This is a genomic window from Romboutsia sp. 1001713B170207_170306_H8 (assembly GCF_015550495.1).
Lineage (GTDB): Bacteria > Bacillota > Clostridia > Peptostreptococcales > Peptostreptococcaceae > Romboutsia_E.
The window spans coordinates 310,779-333,611 of the sequence record NZ_JADNAX010000003.1 but is presented as its reverse complement, the minus strand read 5'-3'; the positions used below and the strand labels follow the sequence as shown (position 1 = coordinate 333,611).

At 24.5% G+C, this 22,833-nt stretch carries 25 protein-coding genes; 20 read left to right on the top strand and 5 right to left on the bottom strand.

All coding sequences use genetic code 11. The annotated features are described in order from the left end of the window. Positions 1 to 22: 22 nt before the first annotated feature. Positions 23 to 466, bottom strand: a complete 444-nt coding sequence (locus I2A66_RS08700; protein ID WP_122638699.1) for a MarR family winged helix-turn-helix transcriptional regulator — start codon at positions 464 to 466, stop codon at positions 23 to 25. 140 nt (positions 467 to 606) lie between these two features. On the opposite strand from I2A66_RS08700, the gene I2A66_RS08695 reads away from it, so the two are divergent. From I2A66_RS08695 to I2A66_RS08645, 12 genes are all read left to right on the top strand, one after another. Next, complete coding sequence (locus tag I2A66_RS08695) at positions 607 to 1,260, top strand: YczE/YyaS/YitT family protein (RefSeq protein ID WP_195251449.1); 654 nt, start codon at positions 607 to 609, stop codon at positions 1,258 to 1,260. Positions 1,261 to 1,442: 182 nt separating this feature from the next. Continuing rightward, entirely contained in the window at positions 1,443 to 3,836 is a 2,394-nt protein-coding gene (locus I2A66_RS08690) for a PAS domain S-box protein (protein WP_195251447.1), read from the top strand. A gap of 209 nt (positions 3,837 to 4,045) precedes the next feature. Continuing rightward, positions 4,046 to 4,531 carry a DUF2975 domain-containing protein gene (locus I2A66_RS08685; RefSeq protein ID WP_122638702.1) on the top strand — a complete coding sequence of 162 codons (486 nt, stop codon included), beginning with the start codon at positions 4,046 to 4,048 and terminating at the stop codon, positions 4,529 to 4,531. A 12-nt stretch (positions 4,532 to 4,543) separates the two neighbouring features. Then, on the top strand, positions 4,544 to 4,756 hold the full coding sequence (locus tag I2A66_RS08680) for a helix-turn-helix domain-containing protein (RefSeq protein ID WP_122638703.1): 213 nt from the start codon (positions 4,544 to 4,546) through the stop codon (positions 4,754 to 4,756). Between the two features lie 177 nt (positions 4,757 to 4,933). Continuing rightward, positions 4,934 to 6,001: a D-alanine--D-serine ligase VanG gene (gene vanG, locus I2A66_RS08675; RefSeq protein ID WP_207734755.1), complete on the top strand. Its 1,068-nt coding sequence runs from the start codon at positions 4,934 to 4,936 to the stop codon at positions 5,999 to 6,001. Between the two features lie 11 nt (positions 6,002 to 6,012). After that, a complete protein-coding gene (locus tag I2A66_RS08670) occupies positions 6,013 to 6,855 on the top strand; it encodes a D-alanyl-D-alanine carboxypeptidase family protein (protein WP_122638705.1) in 843 nt (280 codons plus the stop codon). Further along, positions 6,845 to 7,882 (top strand): acyltransferase family protein, encoded by a 1,038-nt coding sequence (locus I2A66_RS08665; protein ID WP_147515857.1) that lies wholly within the window; start codon positions 6,845 to 6,847, stop codon positions 7,880 to 7,882. Before I2A66_RS08670 ends, I2A66_RS08665 begins: the two co-directional genes overlap by 11 nt. A 40-nt stretch (positions 7,883 to 7,922) precedes the next feature. Next, a complete protein-coding gene (locus I2A66_RS17420) occupies positions 7,923 to 8,045 on the top strand; it encodes a hypothetical protein (RefSeq protein WP_279309970.1) in 123 nt (40 codons plus the stop codon). After that, on the top strand, positions 8,012 to 8,473 hold the full coding sequence (locus I2A66_RS08660; protein ID WP_195251445.1) for a VanZ family protein: 462 nt from the start codon (positions 8,012 to 8,014) through the stop codon (positions 8,471 to 8,473). Before I2A66_RS17420 ends, I2A66_RS08660 begins: the two co-directional genes overlap by 34 nt. A gap of 24 nt (positions 8,474 to 8,497) precedes the next feature. Beyond that, positions 8,498 to 9,640 (top strand): serine racemase VanT catalytic subunit, encoded by a 1,143-nt coding sequence (gene vanT / locus I2A66_RS08655; protein ID WP_147515858.1) that lies wholly within the window; start codon positions 8,498 to 8,500, stop codon positions 9,638 to 9,640. A gap of 124 nt (positions 9,641 to 9,764) precedes the next feature. Then, positions 9,765 to 10,460 carry a response regulator transcription factor gene (locus I2A66_RS08650; RefSeq protein ID WP_122638710.1) on the top strand — a complete coding sequence of 232 codons (696 nt, stop codon included), beginning with the start codon at positions 9,765 to 9,767 and terminating at the stop codon, positions 10,458 to 10,460. Further along, entirely contained in the window at positions 10,450 to 11,568 is a 1,119-nt protein-coding gene (locus I2A66_RS08645) for a sensor histidine kinase (RefSeq protein ID WP_243238701.1), read from the top strand. The genes I2A66_RS08650 and I2A66_RS08645 overlap by 11 nt, the downstream gene beginning before the upstream one ends. Positions 11,569 to 11,608: 40 nt before the next feature. Here I2A66_RS08645 and I2A66_RS08640 read toward each other — a convergent pair whose 3' ends face one another. Together I2A66_RS08640 and bsh are read right to left on the bottom strand one after the other, a co-directional pair. After that, entirely contained in the window at positions 11,609 to 12,022 is a 414-nt protein-coding gene (locus tag I2A66_RS08640) for a hypothetical protein (protein WP_195251443.1), read from the bottom strand. Between the two features lie 172 nt (positions 12,023 to 12,194). After that, positions 12,195 to 13,181, bottom strand: coding sequence for a choloylglycine hydrolase (gene bsh, locus I2A66_RS08635; protein WP_122638712.1), 987 nt, complete (start codon positions 13,179 to 13,181; stop codon positions 12,195 to 12,197). Positions 13,182 to 13,436: 255 nt separating this feature from the next. Between bsh and I2A66_RS08630 the strand changes: the two genes are divergently transcribed. After that, a complete protein-coding gene (locus tag I2A66_RS08630; RefSeq protein WP_147515860.1) occupies positions 13,437 to 13,856 on the top strand; it encodes an HIT family protein in 420 nt (139 codons plus the stop codon). Between the two features lie 179 nt (positions 13,857 to 14,035). Continuing rightward, the gene (locus I2A66_RS08625; protein ID WP_122638714.1) at positions 14,036 to 14,548 is read left to right on the top strand and encodes a HugZ family pyridoxamine 5'-phosphate oxidase; all 513 of its coding nucleotides are present in this window, start codon (positions 14,036 to 14,038) and stop codon (positions 14,546 to 14,548) included. Positions 14,549 to 14,676: 128 nt separating this feature from the next. Here the strand turns inward: I2A66_RS08625 and arr are convergent, their stop codons facing one another. Next, the gene (arr, locus tag I2A66_RS08620) at positions 14,677 to 15,123 is read right to left on the bottom strand and encodes an NAD(+)--rifampin ADP-ribosyltransferase (RefSeq protein ID WP_195251440.1); all 447 of its coding nucleotides are present in this window, start codon (positions 15,121 to 15,123) and stop codon (positions 14,677 to 14,679) included. 314 nt (positions 15,124 to 15,437) lie between these two features. Between arr and I2A66_RS08615 the strand changes: the two genes are divergently transcribed. Beyond that, positions 15,438 to 15,965: a hypothetical protein gene (locus I2A66_RS08615; protein WP_122638716.1), complete on the top strand. Its 528-nt coding sequence runs from the start codon at positions 15,438 to 15,440 to the stop codon at positions 15,963 to 15,965. A gap of 328 nt (positions 15,966 to 16,293) precedes the next feature. Here the strand turns inward: I2A66_RS08615 and I2A66_RS08610 are convergent, their stop codons facing one another. Next, on the bottom strand, positions 16,294 to 16,419 hold the full coding sequence (locus I2A66_RS08610; RefSeq protein ID WP_195251438.1) for a TraX family protein: 126 nt from the start codon (positions 16,417 to 16,419) through the stop codon (positions 16,294 to 16,296). Positions 16,420 to 16,580: 161 nt separating this feature from the next. On the opposite strand from I2A66_RS08610, the gene amrA reads away from it, so the two are divergent. From amrA to I2A66_RS08585, 5 genes are all read left to right on the top strand, one after another. Beyond that, entirely contained in the window at positions 16,581 to 17,852 is a 1,272-nt protein-coding gene (amrA, locus tag I2A66_RS08605) for an AmmeMemoRadiSam system protein A (RefSeq protein ID WP_330615463.1), read from the top strand. Positions 17,853 to 17,990: 138 nt separating this feature from the next. Then, positions 17,991 to 18,977 (top strand): AmmeMemoRadiSam system radical SAM enzyme, encoded by a 987-nt coding sequence (amrS, locus tag I2A66_RS08600; RefSeq protein WP_147515863.1) that lies wholly within the window; start codon positions 17,991 to 17,993, stop codon positions 18,975 to 18,977. Positions 18,978 to 19,159: 182 nt separating this feature from the next. Next, positions 19,160 to 19,891 carry a 2,3-diphosphoglycerate-dependent phosphoglycerate mutase gene (gene gpmA / locus I2A66_RS08595; RefSeq protein ID WP_122638718.1) on the top strand — a complete coding sequence of 244 codons (732 nt, stop codon included), beginning with the start codon at positions 19,160 to 19,162 and terminating at the stop codon, positions 19,889 to 19,891. Positions 19,892 to 20,048: 157 nt separating this feature from the next. Next, the gene (locus I2A66_RS17635) at positions 20,049 to 21,776 is read left to right on the top strand and encodes a sensor histidine kinase (RefSeq protein WP_147515864.1); all 1,728 of its coding nucleotides are present in this window, start codon (positions 20,049 to 20,051) and stop codon (positions 21,774 to 21,776) included. Between the two features lie 221 nt (positions 21,777 to 21,997). Beyond that, entirely contained in the window at positions 21,998 to 22,648 is a 651-nt protein-coding gene (locus tag I2A66_RS08585) for a helix-turn-helix transcriptional regulator (RefSeq protein WP_195251436.1), read from the top strand. The last annotated feature ends 185 nt before the right edge of the window (positions 22,649 to 22,833 follow it).

Sequence of the window (22,833 nt, the reverse complement as noted above, 5' to 3'; positions counted from 1 at the left end):
CTTATAGTCTAGAGATTAAAAATTATTCTAGACTATTTCTCATTTTATTAAGAACTTTATAAAACACTTTTATTTCTTCTTGTGTTAAATCATTAGATAATTTATTTTCAATTGAATCAATTGCATTAGAAATTTTCTCGTTAAGTTCTATAGATTTTTCTGTTAAAACTATTTTCTTTAAACGAGCATCTTTAGCAACAGGTATTCTTTGAATTAAATCACTTTTCTCCATATTATTTAGCATAAGACTAATAGATGAACGTTTTAAGTCGAATTGTTTTTCTAAGTCTTTTTGAAATATATCTTTACTTTTTTCTATATTAGAAATAAAATCTATTACATAAGCTTGAGATACAGTTAAATTATCATCTATTGCGTTAATTACAGCAGCATCCATCTTTCTTGAAATTATGTGGTTTATTTTACTAATATCAAGTCCTAGCTTTAATTTATCTTTATTTATCATAATATCACCTTTTTTAAATATGTTTTGTACTAAACTATAATACATAGTATATATATTTGTGTCAATAGTAATTATTAATTATATTATTAAATTAATGTAATTATATACAAAAATAAAATTCGAATTGGAGTATTTGGAGAATGAATGAGGTTACTAAGCAAAAAAACAAAAGATTACTTATAATGATAATAGGCAATATAATTTTAGGAATAGGAATAACATTATTTAGAAATGTAGGATTTGGGGTAGATCCATTTATGTCTATGACTATTGGAATAAGTAATAAGTTTTCTATTCAATTGGGGATTTTTCAAATGTGTCTTAATATAGGTTTGTTTGTAACACTTTTTTCACTTATAAAAAAATTAATGGGACTTGGAACAATTGTAAATATGTTATTTTTAGGCTATATGGTTCAATACTTTAGTTTTTTATATGGTGAATTTTTAGCTGCACCAAGTACTATACTAGGAAAGTTAATATTATTATTAGTTGCTTTATTAGTACAAGTAATAGGTATGTCGCTTTATATTACAGCGGATCTAGGAATTGCACCTTATGATTGTTTACCAATTATACTGTCAGAAAAAACTAGATTTGAATTTGGAATATGGAGAGTATTTTGTGATACTATTTGTGTTATACTTGCAATAGTATTTGGTGGAAGTATAGGTATAAGTACACTTATAATTGCATTTGGAACTGGACCATTAGTACAGTTCTTCAATAAATATTTTGAAAAAAAGATATTAAAAAAGAATATAGATATAAATTATATGATGAATGATGTATAAAAAGGTGCTAGGTTTATAGCGCTTTTTTTTAAAATTTTTATTTATTATAAATATATAAAAGATAATAGAGTATGAAATGTAAAATATATTTTCAAAAATTGTAATTAAATGAATAAAATGATAAGATTATAATATAAAAATTCTTATTTAGTATTATATTGTGAGGGGAATATTAATTAAATATGAAATCAGTATTTAACAAATTTGACAGTTATGTGTTAGTAATAAATTATAACGGGGATATAGTTTTTGCAAATGATAAATTATTAAAAAGGTTAAAATATAAAGATGATTTATACAAGCTTAAACTAAAAGATATTTTATTAAATAAAGATGATTTTGATATAAATATGTTAGAAACATCAAAAGATATAAAAATTGATTTAAATTTTTACTCTAAAGATAAGGAAATAATAAAACTATATAGTAATATAAGTATAGATTACTTTGAAAAAAATGAATGTATATTTATAATATCTAAAGATATAAAATATAAATATTATACAATTGAAGACTTAGAAAACTTATTAGATAAATGTGAAGTTAAGGCATATATAAAAGATAAAAACTCAAGATATTTATATGTAAATAAAGCATTTGCAGGTATATTTCTAAAAAATAAAGACGATATAATAGGTTTATCTATGAGAGATTATGCAAATGAATGCTTAGTTAATGAATATGAATCTAGTGATAGAGAAATTATAAATTCAAGAGAAGATAGATCGTGTAATCAAAGAGGAAGATTAGGTAATGGTGAAGAGGTCTGGTATAATGCATATAAATCTCCAGTATATGATGAAGATGGAGAGTTTAAGTATATGGCATGTACACTAAGGGATATAACCTTAGAAAAAGTAGTAAAAGATGGGCTCTATAAAAACTATAATCAAATAACAAATTTAACAAATTTAGATACAGCTACATCAAATTTCATAGATATGAGCAATTTATTAAAAAGAATAGGTGAAAAAATTGTAGATCGAATAGGTGCAGATGGTCTTTCTATATTATTATATGATAAAGAAAAAAATGGTCTTATTCCATATACTGTCCTTAATGATGCGAAGAAAGCTTTTAAAAATATAGATTTTATACCAATAAAAAGTGAACAAGGATATGAAAGTATGGTAAATGGTAAATTTGAAGGGTTAACTAAAGTAGAGGATTCTTTAATAAAGTATGATGAAAATCCACAATATTTGCCAAATCTTACATATGTAGGTTCATATAGAATTAGACTTTATAATGAATTTATAGGTATCTTAAATATCTCATATAAATGCAAATGTACTCCAGTTTATAATCAAGAAGAGTTTATGAAATCTATATGTAATAGTATAGCTATGATAATTAAGAATAGTAGACTTTTACAAGAAGTAATATTAGAAAATGAAAAAAGAGAATCAACAGAGCAAGAATTAGAACTTTATTTAAGTACAGCAGTAGATTTAGTTTCTATTTTTGATGAAAATGGTAACTTTTTAAAAATAAATTCAAATTGGACCAAGTTATTAGGGTGGAGTGAAGATGAATTAATTAATCATTCATATAGAGAGTTTATGCATCCAGAGGATATAAAAGATAATATATATAGAATTGATATGTTAGGCACACCATATATGCACACTAATAGATATTTACACAAAAATGGTGAATATATATGGTTAGACTGGAGACTTAAATATGATGATGAAAAAAAGATAATTGTGGGAACGGCAAAGGATATAACCGAGAAGATGAATATAGAAAAACAAAAGAAAAAGTTAGAAGAGAAAGTTCATTTGGAAAGTATTAAAAATGAATTCTTTGCCAATATATCACATGAATTTAAAACTCCTATAAATATAATTTTAGGGACAATGCAACTAACGAAGAAAAACATAGAAAATAATAAATTAAATTCAGAAAGCTTATTTAAATATATAGATACAATAAGACAAAATTCATATAGACTTTTAAGATTGGTAAATAATCTTATAGATATAAGTAAAGTAGATATAGGATATTATAATTTAAATCCTTCAAATAATAATATAGTAAGTATCATAGAAGATATAACTCTTTCTGTAGTAGATTATGTGGAAGATAAAAATATAGAGCTTATATTTGATACAGATATAGAAGAAGTTATAACTGCTTGTGATCCGGATAAAATAGAAAGAGTAATACTTAATCTTTTATCTAATGCTATTAAGTACACTCCTAATAATGGAATTATCAATGTTAATATAACTTCAGATTTAGAAAATGTAATTGTATCAATTAAGGATAGTGGAGTTGGTATTCCATCAGATAAGTTAGATGTAATATTTGATAGATTTAGACAAGCAAATAACCTTTTAACTAGAAGATGTGAAGGTAGCGGTATAGGTTTATCTTTAGTAAAGGCAATAGTTGAAATGCATGGTGGAAATATACAAGTGTATAGCAATGTTAATAAAGGAACTGAATTTGTATTTAATATACCTATTAGATTATTAGATAAAGAAGATGAGCATGTACATAATTATGATAGTAAAGATTTTCATGTGGAAAAGTGTCATATAGAATTTTCTGATATATATAGTTTATAATAATTAAATTTATAGTGAAATGAATAAAAGTAGGATATCTCAAAATGATTTTTCAATCGTTAAAGGAGATATCCTTTTTTTATGTAATATGATAAATTAAAATTTGATGATAAATAATAAAAATTTATTGTTTATCGATAAAAAATTATTGTATTTATATAAAAAATATATTAATATATTTATATAAATTAAAAAAGGAGAGTGTAAAAATGAAAAATAATTATTCTAAAATTTTAAATATTATAGTTTTAGTAGGTATATTATTAACTATAATGTTGTTAGCAGGTATTCCTTTTATATTAGGGGCACTTAGTAAAAGCGCAGATATAGGTATTGAATCAAAATTTATAGTAACGATAACTGGAGGGGTTTATATTTGTGCACTTCCTTATGTAGTTGCATTATTTAATTTAAGAAGATTATGTAAATATATTACAAGTAAAGATGCTTTTTCAAGAAGTATACCAAAGTATATAAATAATATTGCTTATTGTGCTTTTAGCGAAGTTATTATTTTTAACTTAATGAATATAATATTTTACTTTGCATTTGATATATATCTTTATGCAATTACTATTTTTAGTTGTGTTATAGTTTCATTCTTATCACTGGCAATAGGCGTGTTTGCACTTATTTCATCTAAATTGTTTGAAAGAGTCATAGAGATTAAAGATGAAAATGATAAAACTATTTAAGGAGGATATTATATGGCTATAATCGTGAATTTAGATGTGATGATGGCAAAAAGAAAAATGAGTGCAACAGAGCTTTCTAATAAATTAGGAATTACTATGGCTAATTTGTCTATATTGAAAAATAATAAAGCTAAAGCTGTGAGATTTACTACCTTAAATGAAATATGCAAGGTTTTAGATTGCCAGCCAGGAGATATTCTTGAGTATGTGAAAGATGATGAATAAGTTATTGATACATATTTTTAGTGGTAAAAAGGGATGAACTCTATGTGAGTTTATCCCTTTATTTTTATTTTATCAACTTAAGAAAACTTAAGAATTACTTATAAATTACTTAAGGTTTGTAAAATAGAATAAACTCATAAACAAATAAGTTAGTTAAATAAAAAGGAGAATATAAAAATGAAAAATGTATTAATAATATTTGGCGGAAAATCAAATGAATATGGGGTATCTTTAAAATCTGCTTCTGCTGTTATAGATAATATAGATAAAGAAAAATACAATCTTATGATGATAGGAATAACTCAAGAAGGAAAATGGTTAAGATTTAACGGAACAACAGATGAGATAAGAAATAATACATGGTTTAATAACAAAGACTGTAAAGAAGCATTTATATCACCATGTAGAAGTCATAAAGGATTTATAGAAATAGATAATTTTGAAACAAAAATAATAAAAGTAGATGTAGTATTTCCTATACTACATGGTAAGTTTGGAGAAGATGGAACACTACAAGGATTATTAGAATTATCAGGAATACCATTTGTAGGATGTAAGACTTTATCATCAGCAATCTGTATGGACAAGGCAATTGCTCATAACATAGTAAGCGAAGCTGGAATAAATGTAGCTAAATCAGTAACAATCTTTGAAGAATATGAAAATGTAGTTAATATAATAAAAGAAAAAAATATGAAAACTCCGCTATATATAAAACCTGCAAAATCAGGGTCTTCAATAGGTATAACAAGAGTATCAAATTTATCTGACTTATATGAAGCTATAGAAAAAGCATTTATTCATGATAATAAGATAGTAATAGAAGAAGCAATAGATGGATTTGAAGTTGGATGTGCAGTTTTAGGAAAGAGTGACCTTATAGTTGGTGGAGTTGATGAAATTGAATTATCAAGAGGATTCTTTGATTTTAATGAAAAGTACACTTTAGAAACATCCAAAATTCATGCACCAGCTAGAATTAGTGATACTAAGCTTGAGGAAGTAAAGAAAACTGCTATTAAAATATATAAATTACTTTCTTGTGAAGGAATGGCAAGAGTGGATATGTTTATTGATAAAAACGGAGATATATTCTTTAATGAAGTAAATACAATACCAGGATTTACTGGAAGTAGTAGATACCCTAAAATGATGGACTTAATAGGGCTTAGTTACATTAAATTAATAGATAAATTAATTGAAGTTACATTAGTAAATGAACTAGTTGAAACTTTAAGTGTATAGGAAGTTTTATTATGAATGTATTAATAGATAAATATAAAAAAGATTCTTATTTACAAAATGAAGAATATGAAACTATAAAACTTACAAAGGAAGATTTATATTTAGGGAACTTAATATTAGTCAATCAAGGTAATGAATTTAAACAAAAGGGAGTAAAGCTACTCCCTATAGATAACTTATATTTTGAAATTTATTGTGATAAGCCAATATATGTTAGTCAAGAAATAATTAAACCACTGTTAAATTTAATTGATAGTATAAATGCAAGAAAGAAGCTTATAGCAGTTAGTGGATATAGAAGTGAAGAAGAACAAGAAGAAATATATAATAATTCAATATTAGAAAATGGAATAGAGTATACAAAAAAATATGTAGCAAGACCAAAAGAAAGTGAGCATCAAACTGGATTAGCAATTGACCTTGGAGAGATAGTAGAAAATGTAGATTTTATATGTCCATCTTTTCCTGACTATGGAATATGCAAAGATTTCAAAGATTTAGCTAAAGAATATGGATTTATAATGAGATATAAAAAAGATAAAGAAAACATAACAAATATATCAGAGGAAAAATGGCATTTTAGGTATGTAGGAACACCTCATGCAAAGTTGATTAATAAATATAATTATTGCTTAGAAGAGTATATAGACTTTTTAAAACAATTTAAATATAACACTAATCATTTAAAAATAGAAGAAAATAACTCAAAAATAGAGATATTCTATATTGAAATGAAAGGTAATGCAGTAGAAATAAATCTAGATAAACATAAAAAGTATAATATATCAGGAAATAATGTTGATGGTTTTATAATTACTTCATTTGAACATATGGAGACTAATTATGAACTATGAAAAAGTAAATGATAAAATAAGATTTGGTAATATAGACTTATTTAAGTTTATTGCATCAATACTTGTAATTACAATTCATACAGATCCATTAATTACTTATAGTGACTCTGCAAACTTTATATTAACTAGAATAATTTCAAGATTAGCAGTACCATTCTTTTTTATATCATCTGGATATTTGTTTTCAATAAAATTAAGTGATGATAAATGTAACAATAATAAATCTTTATTTAAATATATAAATAAAGTATTTAAATTATATTTATTTTCAATAATTATTTATATTCCTATTAATTTATATAATGGTTACTTTAAGGAAAATAACAGTATATTAAGTATCTTAAAGGACTTAATATTTAATGGAACTATGTATCATCTTTGGTACCTTCCTGCATTAATATTAGGTATGATTATAGTTTATTTACTAATAAGTAGATTTGAACTAAAAAACACATTAATTATATCAATACTTTTATATATTGTAGGTTTATTTGGAGATAGTTATTATGGAATATCTAACAATATAAGTTTATTAAAACATACATATGATATTTTATTTTTAATATTTAAATATACTAGAAATGGTTTATTCTTTGCGCCTATATATATTACTTTAGGTTATAAATTATCATGTATGTATGATAAAAACAAAGTAGATAAATTATTAAAAAGAGATTTATTATTATTTATAATTTTCTTTTTATTATTTTTTATAGAATCTACAATATTAAAAATATATAACATACCAAAACATGATAGTATGACAGTATTTTTAGTAGCAGCTGTATATTTCTTATTTAAGATATGCTTACAATTTAAAAATATACAAATGAAAAACTTAAGACAACTAAGCTTATATATTTATATATTACATCCTATGATTATAGTTCTATCTAGAGTAATAGGAAAAATAACAAAACTTAGTTATTTTATTATAGATAATAGTTTAATTAATTATATTGTAGTAATTATACTGTCAATTTTAATATCAATAATATTAATAAATATAAAAGAAAATAAATTTTAATAGATAATAAGCAGAAAAAGAAGAAGAAAAGGGGCAAATGATGGATCAATATATTTGGACGGGTATTTGGATATTAACATCTAATATAGTAATAGCTCTTAAGATGTACTTAGTATTTTTAAGTATATTATGGATAACAAAAAAAGAAAAATATTTAAATTAATGCAATCTATATTTGAAGTTATGTTACTTACATATACAATAACTCTATTGAAAATAACAGGGATAATAGGAATGAAGTTTTATTTTTCATATGTAATGAATGGCATGTATAACATGAATCTGATACCTTTTAAAGATGTATCTATAATGATGTTATTTCTAAACTTTTTATTATTTTTACCATATGGATTTTTATTACCATGTGTATTTAAAAAACTAAGAGTTAATGGAAAGAAAATTTTAATTATAGGATTTACTACTAGTTTTAGTATAGAATTATTACAATTATTTGGTGGAAGATTTGCAGAGATTGATGATATTTTAATTAACTCACTTGGAGCTTATACTGGTTTTATAATTTTTTCTTATATAAGCAAAATTATTAGTTATCGCAAAGATGGTGAACATATCCTAATAGAAAAGTCATAAATATTAATAAACAAGGAGATTGAAATGAGTAATATAGAAAATACAAATAAAGAAGGCCTAAGAGCATATAGAGAAATCAATCTTTCAAATTTAAAACACAACTTACTTCAAATAAAGTCATTAATAGATGATAACTGTAAAGTAATGGCCGTAGTAAAAGCTGATGCTTATGGACATGGTGCAGTAGAAATATCAATATATTTACAAAGATTAGGTATAAAACATTTTGCAGTAGCATGTATAGATGAAGCTATTGAACTTAGAAAAGCAGGTATAAAAGGTGAAATTTTAGTACTTGGTTATACTCCTATTTATAGTAAAAATGACTTAATAAGTTATAATATTTCTCAAACTATAGTTGATATAAATTATGCAAAAGAATTATGTAAATTAGAAGGTATCTTAGATGTTCATATTAAATTAGATACAGGGATGAATAGATTAGGTACAAAATTTGAAGAATTAGAAGAACTTATTAATATATATAAAAGTGAAAAATTCAATGTAAAAGGAACATTTAGCCACTTATCTAGAGCGGACAGTGTATTAGAAGATGATGTAAACTTTACAAATAATCAAGTTAATAAGTTTTATGAGATAATAGATAAATTAAAAGAATGTAATATAGATGTAGGTAAAATACATCTTCAAAGTAGTTATGGTATTACAAATTATAAAAACTTAAAATGTGATTTAGTTAGACCAGGAATAATATTATATGGCGTTTCAAGTATGCCTAATGATAAAAAACTTAAAAAGTTAGGACTTAAACCAGTACTTTCACTAAAAACAAAGATTGCATCTGTAAAAGATGTTTATAAATCTGAAACTGTAGGGTATGGAAATAATTTTACAGTAACTAAAGATATGAAGATTGCTATAGCTACTATTGGTTATGCTGATGGATATCCAAGGGGGCTATCAAAATGTGATTTTGAAGTATTAATTAATGGACAAGTTGCTAAAATTATAGGTAATATATGTATGGACCAAATGATATTAGATGTTAGTGATATAGATAATATAAAGGATGGAGATACAGTTACCTTAATAGGTGAAGATAAGAAGTTATATATTTCAATAGATAAAATTAGTGAAGTAACTAATACTATTAACAATGAAACTTTAACAGCTATAGGAGATAGAGTTACGAAGATATACATTTAGCAAAAAATAATGTATAATTATGCATGTTATAAGGTGTATACTTAGAAAATTCTAAGTATACACCTTTCTTGATATTATAATATTTAAAAAGTAAACAATATAAGTTAGTAAGGAGCGAAATAAATTGAAAAATACAATACTTGTAGTAGATGATGAAGCAGAAATAAGAGATTTACTAGAGATATATTTATCCAATGAAGGTTATGATGTAATAAAAGCTAGTAATGGAGAGGAAGCTATTGAAATAGTTAATAATAATGATATAAAACTAATTGTATTAGACGTAATGATGCCTAAGATGGATGGTATAGAAGCTTGCAAGAGAATAAGAGAAAAAATGAATATACCAATATTAATGCTTAGTGCAAAGTCAGAAGATATGGATAAAATACAAGGAATTATGACTGGAGCTGATGATTATATAACAAAGCCATTTAATCCATTAGAGCTTACGGTTAGGGTAAAAGCACTTTTAAGACGAGCATATTATTTTAATAATAGAGAAGAAAATACAAGAGATAATATTATAACAATAGAATCATTAAAAATAGATAAAAGTAAACACATAGTAACTGTTGATGATATAGAAATACCATTAACATCAAGAGAATTTGATATTTTATATTTATTAGCTAGTAATAGAGGAAAAGTATTTAGTACAGAAGAAATATTCTCAAAGGTATGGAAAGAAAAATACTATCAATCTAATAATACTGTAATGGTTCATATGAGTAGAATAAGAGATAAAATAGAAAAACATATGAAAGGAAGTAAAGTTATTCATACAGTATGGGGGGTAGGATATAAAATTGAAAAATAAAGACAGAAATAATTATGTAATCAAAGTATATAAATATATTTTTGGTCAAGTAATATACTTAGCAGTAAGTGCTGCTATTGCTATTTTTACATTATTTATCTTACGTACCACTATAAGTGACTTTCAACATTTACCTATAATTAGACAACTGGTACATTTATTTTTATATATGAAAAATAATTATATTGGTGATTTTATTACATATTCAACTATAGTATTCATTTTAACTTCATGTATATATCTTATACTCACTCATAATAAAGTGAAAAATATAGCTCTATTAATGGAAAGTGTAGAGATAATGGCAAGTGGTGATTTAGATAAAAGAATAGATGTTAATTCAGATGATGATATAGGAGAATTATCAAGAAATATAAATCATATAATTGAGCAATTAGAAAATAAGACAGTAGAAGAAAGAAAAGCTCAACAAACAAAAACTGATTTAATAACTAATGTATCCCACGATTTAAGAACACCATTAACATCTATAATAGGATATCTTAACCTTATAGAAGAAGATAGATACAAAGATGAAGTTCAGCTTAGGTATTATACAAATATAGCTTATGAAAAGTCAAAGGATTTAAATATACTTATAAATGACTTATTTGAACTAACAAAATTACAAAATAATACATTACCTCTTAATAAGATTGACATTAACTTAGTAGAATTGGTATCTCAGGTAATATCATATTTGGGCTATCAACTAAGTGAAGTAAATATGGAAATAAGGCCTCAATTTTCTAATGATAAATTAATAGTAAATGCAGACCCTGATAAGCTTGTAAGGGTACTAGAAAACTTAATAAATAATGCAATTAAATATGGAAGTGATGGAAAATATATTGATATCATTACTAAAAAAGAAAGTAATAAAGCAGTGGTAGAGATAATTAACTACGGAGAACTAATACCACAATCAGATATACCATTTATATTTGATAGATTTTATAGAGTTGAAAAATCAAGAAATAGAAATGATGGAGGTTCTGGTTTAGGACTTGCTATTAGTAAAAATCTAATAGAAGCTCATAATGGAAATATTTTAGTTGAAAGTAATAGTAGTAAAACTTCATTTAAAATTATTTTACCAATAGAGTAAAAAATGAAAAAGACTGTAGATAGGTTTGTTTAAAGCAAATCTATTTACAGTGTTTATTTAATTCAAAGTTTATATAGTTACCAGTAAATACTTGGTCTAAATATTCAATTATTATAGGGTTTATAACTGTATATAGCTTAGATGAAAATTTATCTAAATAAATACCAGTTATTGGAGCTAACTTTATATGGAATCCATTGTCAACTAAGCTCATATTTATTTTAGTTAAATTATCTATTGCAGATTTTATTTGTGATTTTACATCTGTAAATTCTATTGAAGAATTATTTAGTATTGTATATAGTTCCTTTAAATCTATTTCTATATTTGAATCTTCATTATTTGTTATATTGTTTTCAAATTCTTTATGTATTATATAATAGAGTATTAGCTTTTCAAGTGTAGGTAGTTTAGTAGGTGATGAGTATATTATCTTAGGTAAATAAATTTGCATTAATATTCTCCTTAAAAGTATTTATAGTATGTAATGTAAGATATATTTTACTTACTTTAAATTAAGTAGTCAAGGTTATGAAAAAAGGGAAGAGTGTATATAGAAATCTGAAGATTAATTAAAGAATATAAAAATAGCTAGATTTTCAATAAATCTAGCTATTTTTATATTCTTAGTTTTCGTATTTAAAAGATGGGTCATCATTATAAGGATATACTTTTAATTCGCTACTTGATAAATCTTCTTTGTTCATATCAATTACATTTAGTTGACTATTTTTATAAGTTCTATAATAATAAATTCCTTTTTCTTGGCACATACAAGATGTATATTGAGTAATTTCATTTCTACCTTGTGGGTCAATTACTGTACCGCTTATCATAGCTACGTTACTTAATATATTAAAGAATTCAATTACACCAGCATTTTCATAATCACCTATAGTTACATGACTTTTTAAAAATGAAGTTTTTACAAATCTAGATTGGGAAGAAGAATCTCCAGGAAGTCCAAAAGCACCACTACCATTTCCTAAAGTAACTAACTCTAAATCACTCCATTTACGAGTATCTGGTCTACTTGTAGTTAATCCTGTATATTGAGTTAAATTTAATAAGTGCCAATCAAATGATGGTGCATTAGTTAATACTCCTACAGGATTGTCAAATACTTTAAGACCATCTTCAGTTTTTTCTATAACTAATGATTTTCCTGATTTATCAGTTACAATCCAGTGAAGAGTTGGAAGTGGAGTTTTTTCATCATATGCTTTACCAACGATATTTAAATTATCTAAATGAGGTCTTAACTCATCTAGAGTTTCAAAGTTTGATGTTATCCAAAGTATTAAATCATATGGCGGTATATTTTCCTTACCTTCTACCACATCCTTTGACCAATATGCAGCTGGAAAGTTAAGTCCTGCACATGCTAATCCCTTTTCATTTAGTGCTTCTGCAAATAATGGATGTTTTCCATTTAAACTTGCCATACCTATTACTGCATATTTAGTGTTTTTAATTTGCTCACTAATTTTATCCTCATATTTAAAGTTTCTTGGAACTAAAACAACAGATTGTCCAAATGTATATTCTAAGTCCATATTTCTACCAAATAGATGGTATCCATCATTAGTTTTTAATGTTAGAGACGTACACATAACTAAAACCCTCCAAATTATATATTTTATTTAGTATTAACAAATTTAGTATTACCAAAATAAAATCATTATATTTAAAATTGAATTTTTTAGATTTATGATATAAATGGAAGGTATTTTTACAAATTTTAAATACTATAGTTTGAAATTTATATTAGAATATAATGGTAATTTTGTGTAAAATATAATGTTAAAGTTAGATAAAAATGGTATTATATATATTAACAAAATACATAATCATAGGGGGACTTCAAAATGAGTAACAATTGTTTTTATTGTCAAAAAAATGAAGCATTAGATGAATTAATGATAGAAATATGCGAATTAGAAGCATCTACATTATATTTATTTAAGGAGCAAACATATAGGGGAAGATGCTTAGTAGCTTTTAATGGTCATAAAAATGAATTATTTGATTTAACTGATGAAGAAAGAGATTTATTTATGAAGGATGTAACTAGAGCTGCTAAAGCAATGAAGTTAGCATTTGATGTAAACAAAGTAAATTATGGAGCATATTCAGATAAAATGCCTCACTTACATTTCCACTTAGTACCTAAGTACGAAGATGGACCAGGATGGGGAGGCACTTTTGAGATGATGCCATCACCAAAGGTTCTTTTAAGTGAAGAAGAGTATACTCAATTAATAGATAAAGTAAGAGAAAACTTATAGTATATAATAAAGAAGCTAATTAAAGTAAAAGAAATATTTCTTTTATATAAATTAGCTTTTTTTATTTTTATAAAAAAATAATTTAAAAATTATATTATAAGTGAGTAATATAAATATAAATAGGGTAAAGATATATGTATAAATCATATATAATACTATGAAAGCAGAGGGATGATGACGTGGAAAATTTATTAAAAAATCAAAAAAGTTTAATGATAAGTTCATTAGGAAAAGATAACAATCCAGAAATAAGTTATGCACCATTTGTAATGATAGATAATAAAATTTATTTATATTTAAGTAAAGCTGCAAATCACTATTATAACTTAAGAGATAATCATAAGTGTAGTGTAATGATTATAGAAGATGAAAGTACATGTAAGACAATATTTGCAAGAACTAGAGTATCATTTGCTTGTGAAGCAAATATGATGGAGTCTGTTAGTGATGAGATATTTGCTAAATTTGATGAAGTTCATGATGCTAAAATGATGTCAATGTTTAAGAATATGGACTTTGATATGTTTGAACTTAATATAAAGTCTGGAAGACTTGTAAAAGGATTTGGACAAGCTTATGAAATTAAGTTTGTTGATGGAAAAGCAGAGTATACTCAAGTTACTGGAAATGGAAATCAAATGGGACATGGTATGTCTAGTGATAAGATGAAAGAAATGATAGGTCGTAAGTAAGAAAATATATTAAAATAACCACATCTTAGTATTTTAAATGTTATTGATTCTAAGGTGTGGTTATTTAATATGTCATAAACTTTATAAATATCTACACAATTCTTCTATTATAAGATATTGATACATTATTACTCGTTAATAGCTTCAATTCCTTGTTCTTTAAGCTTACGCAAATTATCCTTCACATTTTTAAGCATTTCTGGTGAATGTCCTTGCCAATCACTTATTTCCCCAACAACTTTCAATGGATAGGTAGTTCGATAAGAACGAGTTGGATTGCCAGGAAATTTTTTATCAGTTAAATTAGGGTCATCTTCAAATTCACCAGTAGGTTCAACAATATATATTTTTTCAGTATTATCACCAAGTGTTAGTTCTGCTCCCCAGATTGCTGCATCTAAGGTTGCTGTCATATAAACAAAATTAGCTTTTTTACGTTTACCGTAATTAGATTTAAATCCTGTTTTAATTAAGTCCCCTATTTTAAGATTAGCCTTAGTTCCGTGGTAAAAAGGACCTTCATCTAAAATTAAATCTGATTTATTTTGAATATGTGTTTTATTTTTAATACTCATAAAATATCTCCTTATATTTTTAATATAGTTATATTATCTTAGTTTATATTTCATAAAAATTGTAGACTTAAGTTTTCATTTTATATCTGATATAATTAAAGTAGAAGGAGAACTTTACTAAATAGTAGTGAATTTCTTTTTTTATTTATATCAATTTTAACTAGAAATAATTTTATTTATAAATTCATTTTATGTAGCTATAGAAAAATATTCATAAGATGTGTTATAGTGGATGTATCTGATAAATATAGATAAAAATAGAAAGTTTATTAATGATATATCAATATAGAGTTAAATTGAAAGGGATATTTAATATGCAAAATCTTACAATAAATCAAGCCATGCTAAAAGTAGCAGAATTGGAAAGAAATTATAGATACAAATTACCTAATCTTTTAAACAAAAAGAAGGCTAGCATAACTTATATACTAGAATCTAATGGAAGTAGATTTGATTGTGATGAAAAAATTGATTTTAAAGCAGAGTTAGATGAATTAATGCTTTTATCTAAAGAAATAGAAACACTAAAAACAGCAATAGCTTACGCAAATAATACTACTGAAATAGAAGTATTAGAAAGTAAAATAAGCATTCAAGGAGCCTTAAATAAGGTGAAACTAAAAAGAGAATTAGCTTTTCAACTTGAAAATCTACTTGAGAATGTTAAAGTTAACAAAGAAAGAAAAGTAGATGCTGCTGCAACTTCTGTATATTACAAGATTACTGAGTTGAATTTTGATAGAAAAGAAATGGAGAAATTAGTAAAAGACCTAAATGAAGATGTTTTAGAATTAGAAATTGCTATAAACAAAGCTAATAATGAAACATTTATACAATTTTAGTTGATTATTATAATATGAGGTGAAAACCTCATATTTATAATAAAATATGCTTTGATGGATAAAAGTTATACAATTTTTAGCTTTAATAGCTTTCAAACAGGAAATAAGAATTATATTAAGTACAAATATCAAGGATTTTACAATTTACAAATATCAAGTTATTTAAAAATTTAAACTTACAATTAAAACTTAAATATCATAATTTAATTATTAATTATTAATAATTAAATAAATCCATCAAGCATATGAAAGGCTATAAATATTGATTTAAAATCTTTATTTATAGCCTTTTTGTATAGAAATTAATATTTTAATTACATATTAATCTTTATAATAATACAATTACAATTAGATGTATAGGATAAAACCAATAAAACATCCATCTTACAAACTTATTATTAACTCCAAGTTTACCATTATACATAAGTATTGGAACTATTGCAAAACCCATCATCCATTGATAACCTCATAAAGTTATAGCCTTTATAAAATCAGGTACTATAACAACAATTAATTCAAATAAATTCATAAAAATATTATTTAACTAAGGAAATAGAATAATAATTTAGGGAAATATAAAACATATTAATAAAACAAATAAGTGAGGTGTATATCATGGAAAATATACTAAAATACTACTTAATGCCACATCCACCACTAATAATCCCAATAATTGGAAAAGGGCAAGAAAAAACAATTCAAAATACAATAGATGCTTGCAATAAAATAGGAAAAGAAATAGGAAATCTAAAACCAGAAACAGTTGTAATTATAACTCCTCATGGAACTATGTTCTCAGATGCCATTGCAATATCAAATGAAGAATATATAAGAGGGGATTTTGGACAATTTAGAGATTTTGATACTCAAATTGAAGGTACAATAGATAAAGAATTTAATGAAGGATTAATTAACATTTGTGAAAGAGAAAATATATCAGCAGCAGGTGTAGATTCTAATCTTCTTAGAAGATTTAATAGAGATTATGAATTAGATCATGGTGCAATGATTCCTATGTACTTTATAAATAAATATTATAAAGACTATAAAATAGTTCATATTACATATGCAGCTCTTAGCGATATTGAATTATATAAATTTGGAATGGCAATAAAAGAAAGTGCTAAGAACTTAAACAAAAAAATAGTATTTATAGCTAGTGGTGATTTATCTCATAGATTAAGTGAAGAAGGCCCATATGAATACTCTCCAGAAGGATCTAAATTTGACAAAGCTTTATTAGAAAATTTACAAAGTGGAAATGTATTAAATGTATTTAATATGGATAAATATGCAGTCCAGTGTGCAGGTGAATGTGGACTTAGATCTGTATTTATTATGCTTGGAGCAATGGATAAAGAAAAAGTAAACGGAGAATTATTATCTTATGAAGGTCCCTTTGGTGTTGGATATGGAGTTATGACTTTTAATAATGAGTTAAAAGATGATAGCATTTTAGAATCATTAATAAATATGAAAAGAGAAAAATTAAATAAAAAAATATTAAGCTCTAACCCCTATGTTAAGTTAGCAAGAGAAAGTTTAAATCATTACTATAGTAGTGGAACTCTTATGGCAAAACCATCAAACTTACTAAAAGAATTAAGTGAAGAAAAAGGTGGAGTTTTTGTATCATTAAAAAAATTCAATAACTTAAGAGGATGTATAGGTACTTTTTTACCAACAACAGACTCTATAGCAGAAGAGATTATAACTAATGCGGTACAAGCAGCTACACAGGATCCAAGATTCACAAGGGTAGAAGAAGATGAATTAATAGATATTGATATATCTGTAGATGTATTAGAAAGACCACATAAAACAACAAAAGAAGATTTAGACCCTAAAAAATATGGAATAATAGTTAGTCAAGGATATAAAAGATGACTATTACTTCCAGATTTAGAGGATGTAGATACAATAGAAGAACAGATTCAAATTGCTTGTGATAAAGCAGGAATAGATTCTAATGGAGATTATGAAATAGAAAGATTTCAAGTTACTAGATATAAAGAAGGTGATTAAATGGATGAAAAACTAAGATTCTATAAATCACAGGAAGGTTATGTAAAATGTGAGCTTTGTCCTCATAATTGCTTATTAAGTGAAAATAAGTTTGGAGTATGTGCTCTTAGAACTGTAAAAAATAATATACCTGTTGTTATAAATTATGGAGAAGTAACTTTATTTAATGTAGATCCAATAGAGAAAAAACCACTTTATCATTTTAAACCAGGAAGTGAGATTTTATCTGTAGGGACTTTTGGTTGTAATATGAAATGTAGCTTTTGTCAAAATTATGAAATATCACAAAATAAGCCACAATCAAAATTTACAGACATAGATGAATTAATAAATTTAATTGTAAATATACCTGATAATGTAGGGATAGCATTTACTTATAATGAACCTTTTATGTGGTATGAATATATATATGATGTGGTTAAGAGAATAAAAGAATATGATAAACATATTAGCGTTGTTTTAGTCACTAACGGATATGTAAATAAAGAACCTTTAGAAAAAATACTTCCATATATAGATGCAATGAATATAGACTTAAAAGGATTTACAGATAGATATTATAATAAAATTTGTAAAGCAGATATACAGCCGGTATTAGAAACTATAAAAATAGCAAGTAAATCAACTCATGTTGAGATAACTACCTTAATGGTAAGTGATGAAAATGATTCAGTAGAAGAAATAGAGTATATTGCAAAATTTATATCGAGTATAGATAAAAATATTCCTCTTCATTTAAGTAGATATTTTCCAAGATATGAAATGAAAAACCCACCAACTATGGTTGAAAATATAATGAAAGCAAAGGAAGTGGCTAAGAATTATTTAAATTATGTTTATGTAGGGAATATTGCAGGTGTAGATAATAATACTTATTGTCCTAATTGTGGATATAATTTAGTTAACAGAGATGTTTACTTGACTCAAGTACATATTCATGGACATAAGTGCCCTAGTTGCAAAGAATATATAAATATAGTATTTTAATGATTTATAATTTTAAATCTATTATATTATGTGGTTGATAAAGTAGGCTAATTGAACTCGTAAAAATTTTAAAATAGAAAAAGTAACAATAAACAGCCTTATTAATATGATAAATATAGTCATTAGAGAATATAGTTCATTTATAACCTCATAATAAAGCTACTATGAAAGGAGTCAATTTAATGAGAAAAATTGTATTAATAAGGCATGGTCAAAGCTTATGGAACTTAGAAAATAAATTTACAGGATGGACTGATGTAGACCTATCAGAAAATGGATTAATAGAAGCTAGAAAGGCTGGAAAAATTCTAAGTGAGTACGGATACGAATTTGATATGGCATACACATCAGTTTTAAAAAGATCTATAAGAACTCTATGGATAATACTTGATGAGATGAATCTTATGTGGATACCAGTCTATAAATCTTGGAAATTAAATGAAAGACATTACGGAGCTTTGCAAGGTTTAAATAAAGATGAAATAGCAAAAAAATATGGAAAAGAGAAAGTTAAGCAATGGAGAAGGTCTGTAAATATTGCACCACCATCATTAACAATAGATGATAATAGATACTCAGGAAATGATACTAAATATAAACATTTGCCAAAAGATAAAATACCATTTACAGAAAGCTTAAAAGATACAGAAAAAAGAGTAATAGAAGAGTGGTATGATGAAATAGTATCTAGTTTAAAATATAATAAAAAGATTATAATATCTGCGCATGGCAATACTTTAAGAGCTTTAGTAAAATATCTAGATAATATAGAAGATGATGATATTGAGAATATGAATATACCAACAGGAATACCTTTAGTATACGAGTTAGATGATGACTTAAAACCAATAAGACATTATTATTTATCATCAGAAGGGGAAGTTGAAGAAAAAGAAACTGCTAAGTCTATATAATAAAAAAATCCCCTTAAAACTATTTTGGTATTAAGGGGAAATACTTTATTTGATAAGGTGATTAAATAAATAACATAATGTTGATTTAACTGTTCTTGCTAAGTACATTACTTTATATTATTATAAATCTATAACATAAATCATAGGGGGGGATATAGTGAATAAAGAACTTAATAAATCAGTTAAACATTATACTATAGAAGACTTAGAAGAAATACTAGATAAACTACCTTATCAAATATGGTTAAAAGATGAAGATGGAAAGTATGTATACATTAATAAATTAGGAATAGAGAAGGTTGGATTATCTAAAGAAGACATAATAGGCAAGTCTGACTATGATATTAGAGATTATAATATAGCAAAACAGTGTGCTGAAACAGATAGAGTTTTAATAGATAAGAACCATGATATATACAATGAAGAACAGAGCAATATAGATGGACAGGATATATATCATAAAGTACACAAATTTATAGTAAACCAAAATACTACCAAGAAAAATCTTATAGGTGGTATAGCAGAAGAGATAAGTTTAGATAAAAAAATACAATTGGAATTAGAAAGCAACCTTTTAAGTTATTTAGATGAAAGTAAAATTGAAGATGATTCTAAAAATATTTTACATTCTGCATTAGTAAGCTTAAAGAAATTTATAAAATGTAAAAATATAGAAATTTTTTTATATGATGAAGATAAAAAAAATTTCAACTTATATTTAAGTGAAAATAAAGAAGAAAGTAAATTTAAAGAAGGATCACAAATACATATAAATGAAGAAATAGAAAATAAACTATGCTCTAATGAAGTTTATGAAAATAGATACTTTGAAATACATGAAAGTATATCTAAGTTGCAAAAAGATAATATAAAAGATAATTTAAAAATTAAAAGTATGAAATTAGCTAATAAGCTATTTGGACTAGTATGTATATCTTATGAAGAAGAAATAGATAATACATGTAAGGATGATTCTTATTTGGAAGAAATTTTAACTAAAATAAGTATTATAATAAAACAAATAGAAAATAAAGATCAAATATCGTGCATAAATCAGAAAAAAGATGAATTAGAGTCTATAATTGAATTAGAATCTATAAAATCAGATTTCTTTGCGAATATTGTATCTCACGAATTTAGAACACCAGTTAATATAATACTTTCTATTGTACAGTTAGTAAATTCATATATTAACAGTACAAATTCTAATATTAGTAAAACAAAAATGACAGAATATTTAAAAATATTAAAGCAAAACGCATATAGATTGTTAAGGTTAGTTAACAATATTGTAGATACAGCAAAGATAAGTAATAACTCATATGATTTAAGATTAGAAAATCACAATATTATTAGCATAGTAGAAAATATAACTATGTCAACTGTAAGATATGCCAATGACAAAAGATTAAATATAGTCTTTGACACAGATAAAGAAGATGTAATATTAGCTTGTGACTCAGATAATATTGAAAGAATAATGTTTAATTTAATATCAAATGCAATCAAATTTTCATATTGCAATACTGATATAGAAATAAAAATAAAGACGGATTTAGACTTAAATAGATTATTTGTATCTGTCAAAAATTATGGTCAAACAATAGACGAATGCGATAGAGAGCGTATATTTGGAAAGTTTACTCAAATAGATGATTTATTTATTAGAAAGAATGAGGGTAGTGGTATAGGATTATTTTTAGTTAAAAAATTTGTGGAAATGCATAGTGGTAAAATATATATAGATAGTATAGAAAATGCTACTCAGATAACATTTTATTTACCTATATATACTATAGATGAAGAATATGTATATAATCAAAAAATAGGTAAAAATGATATTATAGAAAAGTGCGATATTGAACTTTCAGATATATACATATAAAAAGAAAACTACTTTAAGTATTTTGGTGAAATAAAATACAAAAGTAGTTTTCTGAATATTTTTATAACATCTACTTATATATAAATATATGTTATAATTAATCTACTAAATACATACTAAGACTATAATATTATAAGTAAAATAGTCATTATTCGATCTTTAAACTATTATTATTGCATATTCAAAACTTATAGGAATTTTTACCATTTTGGAGGAATTATATGAGATTATTAGAAATATTATTTTATTTATTAAAGAATAATAAATCTACAACTAAAGAGCTTTCTAAACATTTTAATGTATCAATGAAGACCATACAAAGAGATATAGATAAATTGACTATTTTAGGTATACCAATAGTTACGCATAGAGGTGGTAATGGTGGTATAGAGTTAGATAAAGATTATACTATACATAAAGGATTTATGACTATAGATGATTATAAATCTTTAATAATGTCATTATATATATCTGAAAAAATATTTAAAAATGTAAATACGTCTTCTATTATAGAAAAAATGTTAATGATAGATTCTAAAAAAGTTAAATATAATTTAGACAAATTAAAATCATGTTTTGTGATTGATTTAGAAAACAATGATATAGACATATTTAATGAAGTATGCATTAGAATTAACCAAGCATTAGATGCTGGTAAAGCTATTGAAATAATAGTAGATGAAAAGAAATATGAAACATTACCAATATCATATATTTTAAGAAAAGAAGGAATGTTTTTATATTGCTATAGTGATGATTATATGTTAATTAAGATAAATAAAATATCACAATCTAAAATTATAGATAAAGTAATCAATAAAGATTTAATTGAATATATAAATAATAAAAATGATATAAAAATGATTATATGAATTAAAAAGTCTCTATATAGAGACTTTTTTTATTATATTAATATGCATTAATGATTTTACAAAAAAATACAAAATTATCCAAAAAAATACTTTTTTATAATGAATAAGACTCTATATGTCATATTAATTAAATATAATTAAAACCTGTTTGAATATTGTAAGGGTTTTAAGATGGTTTTTCTATA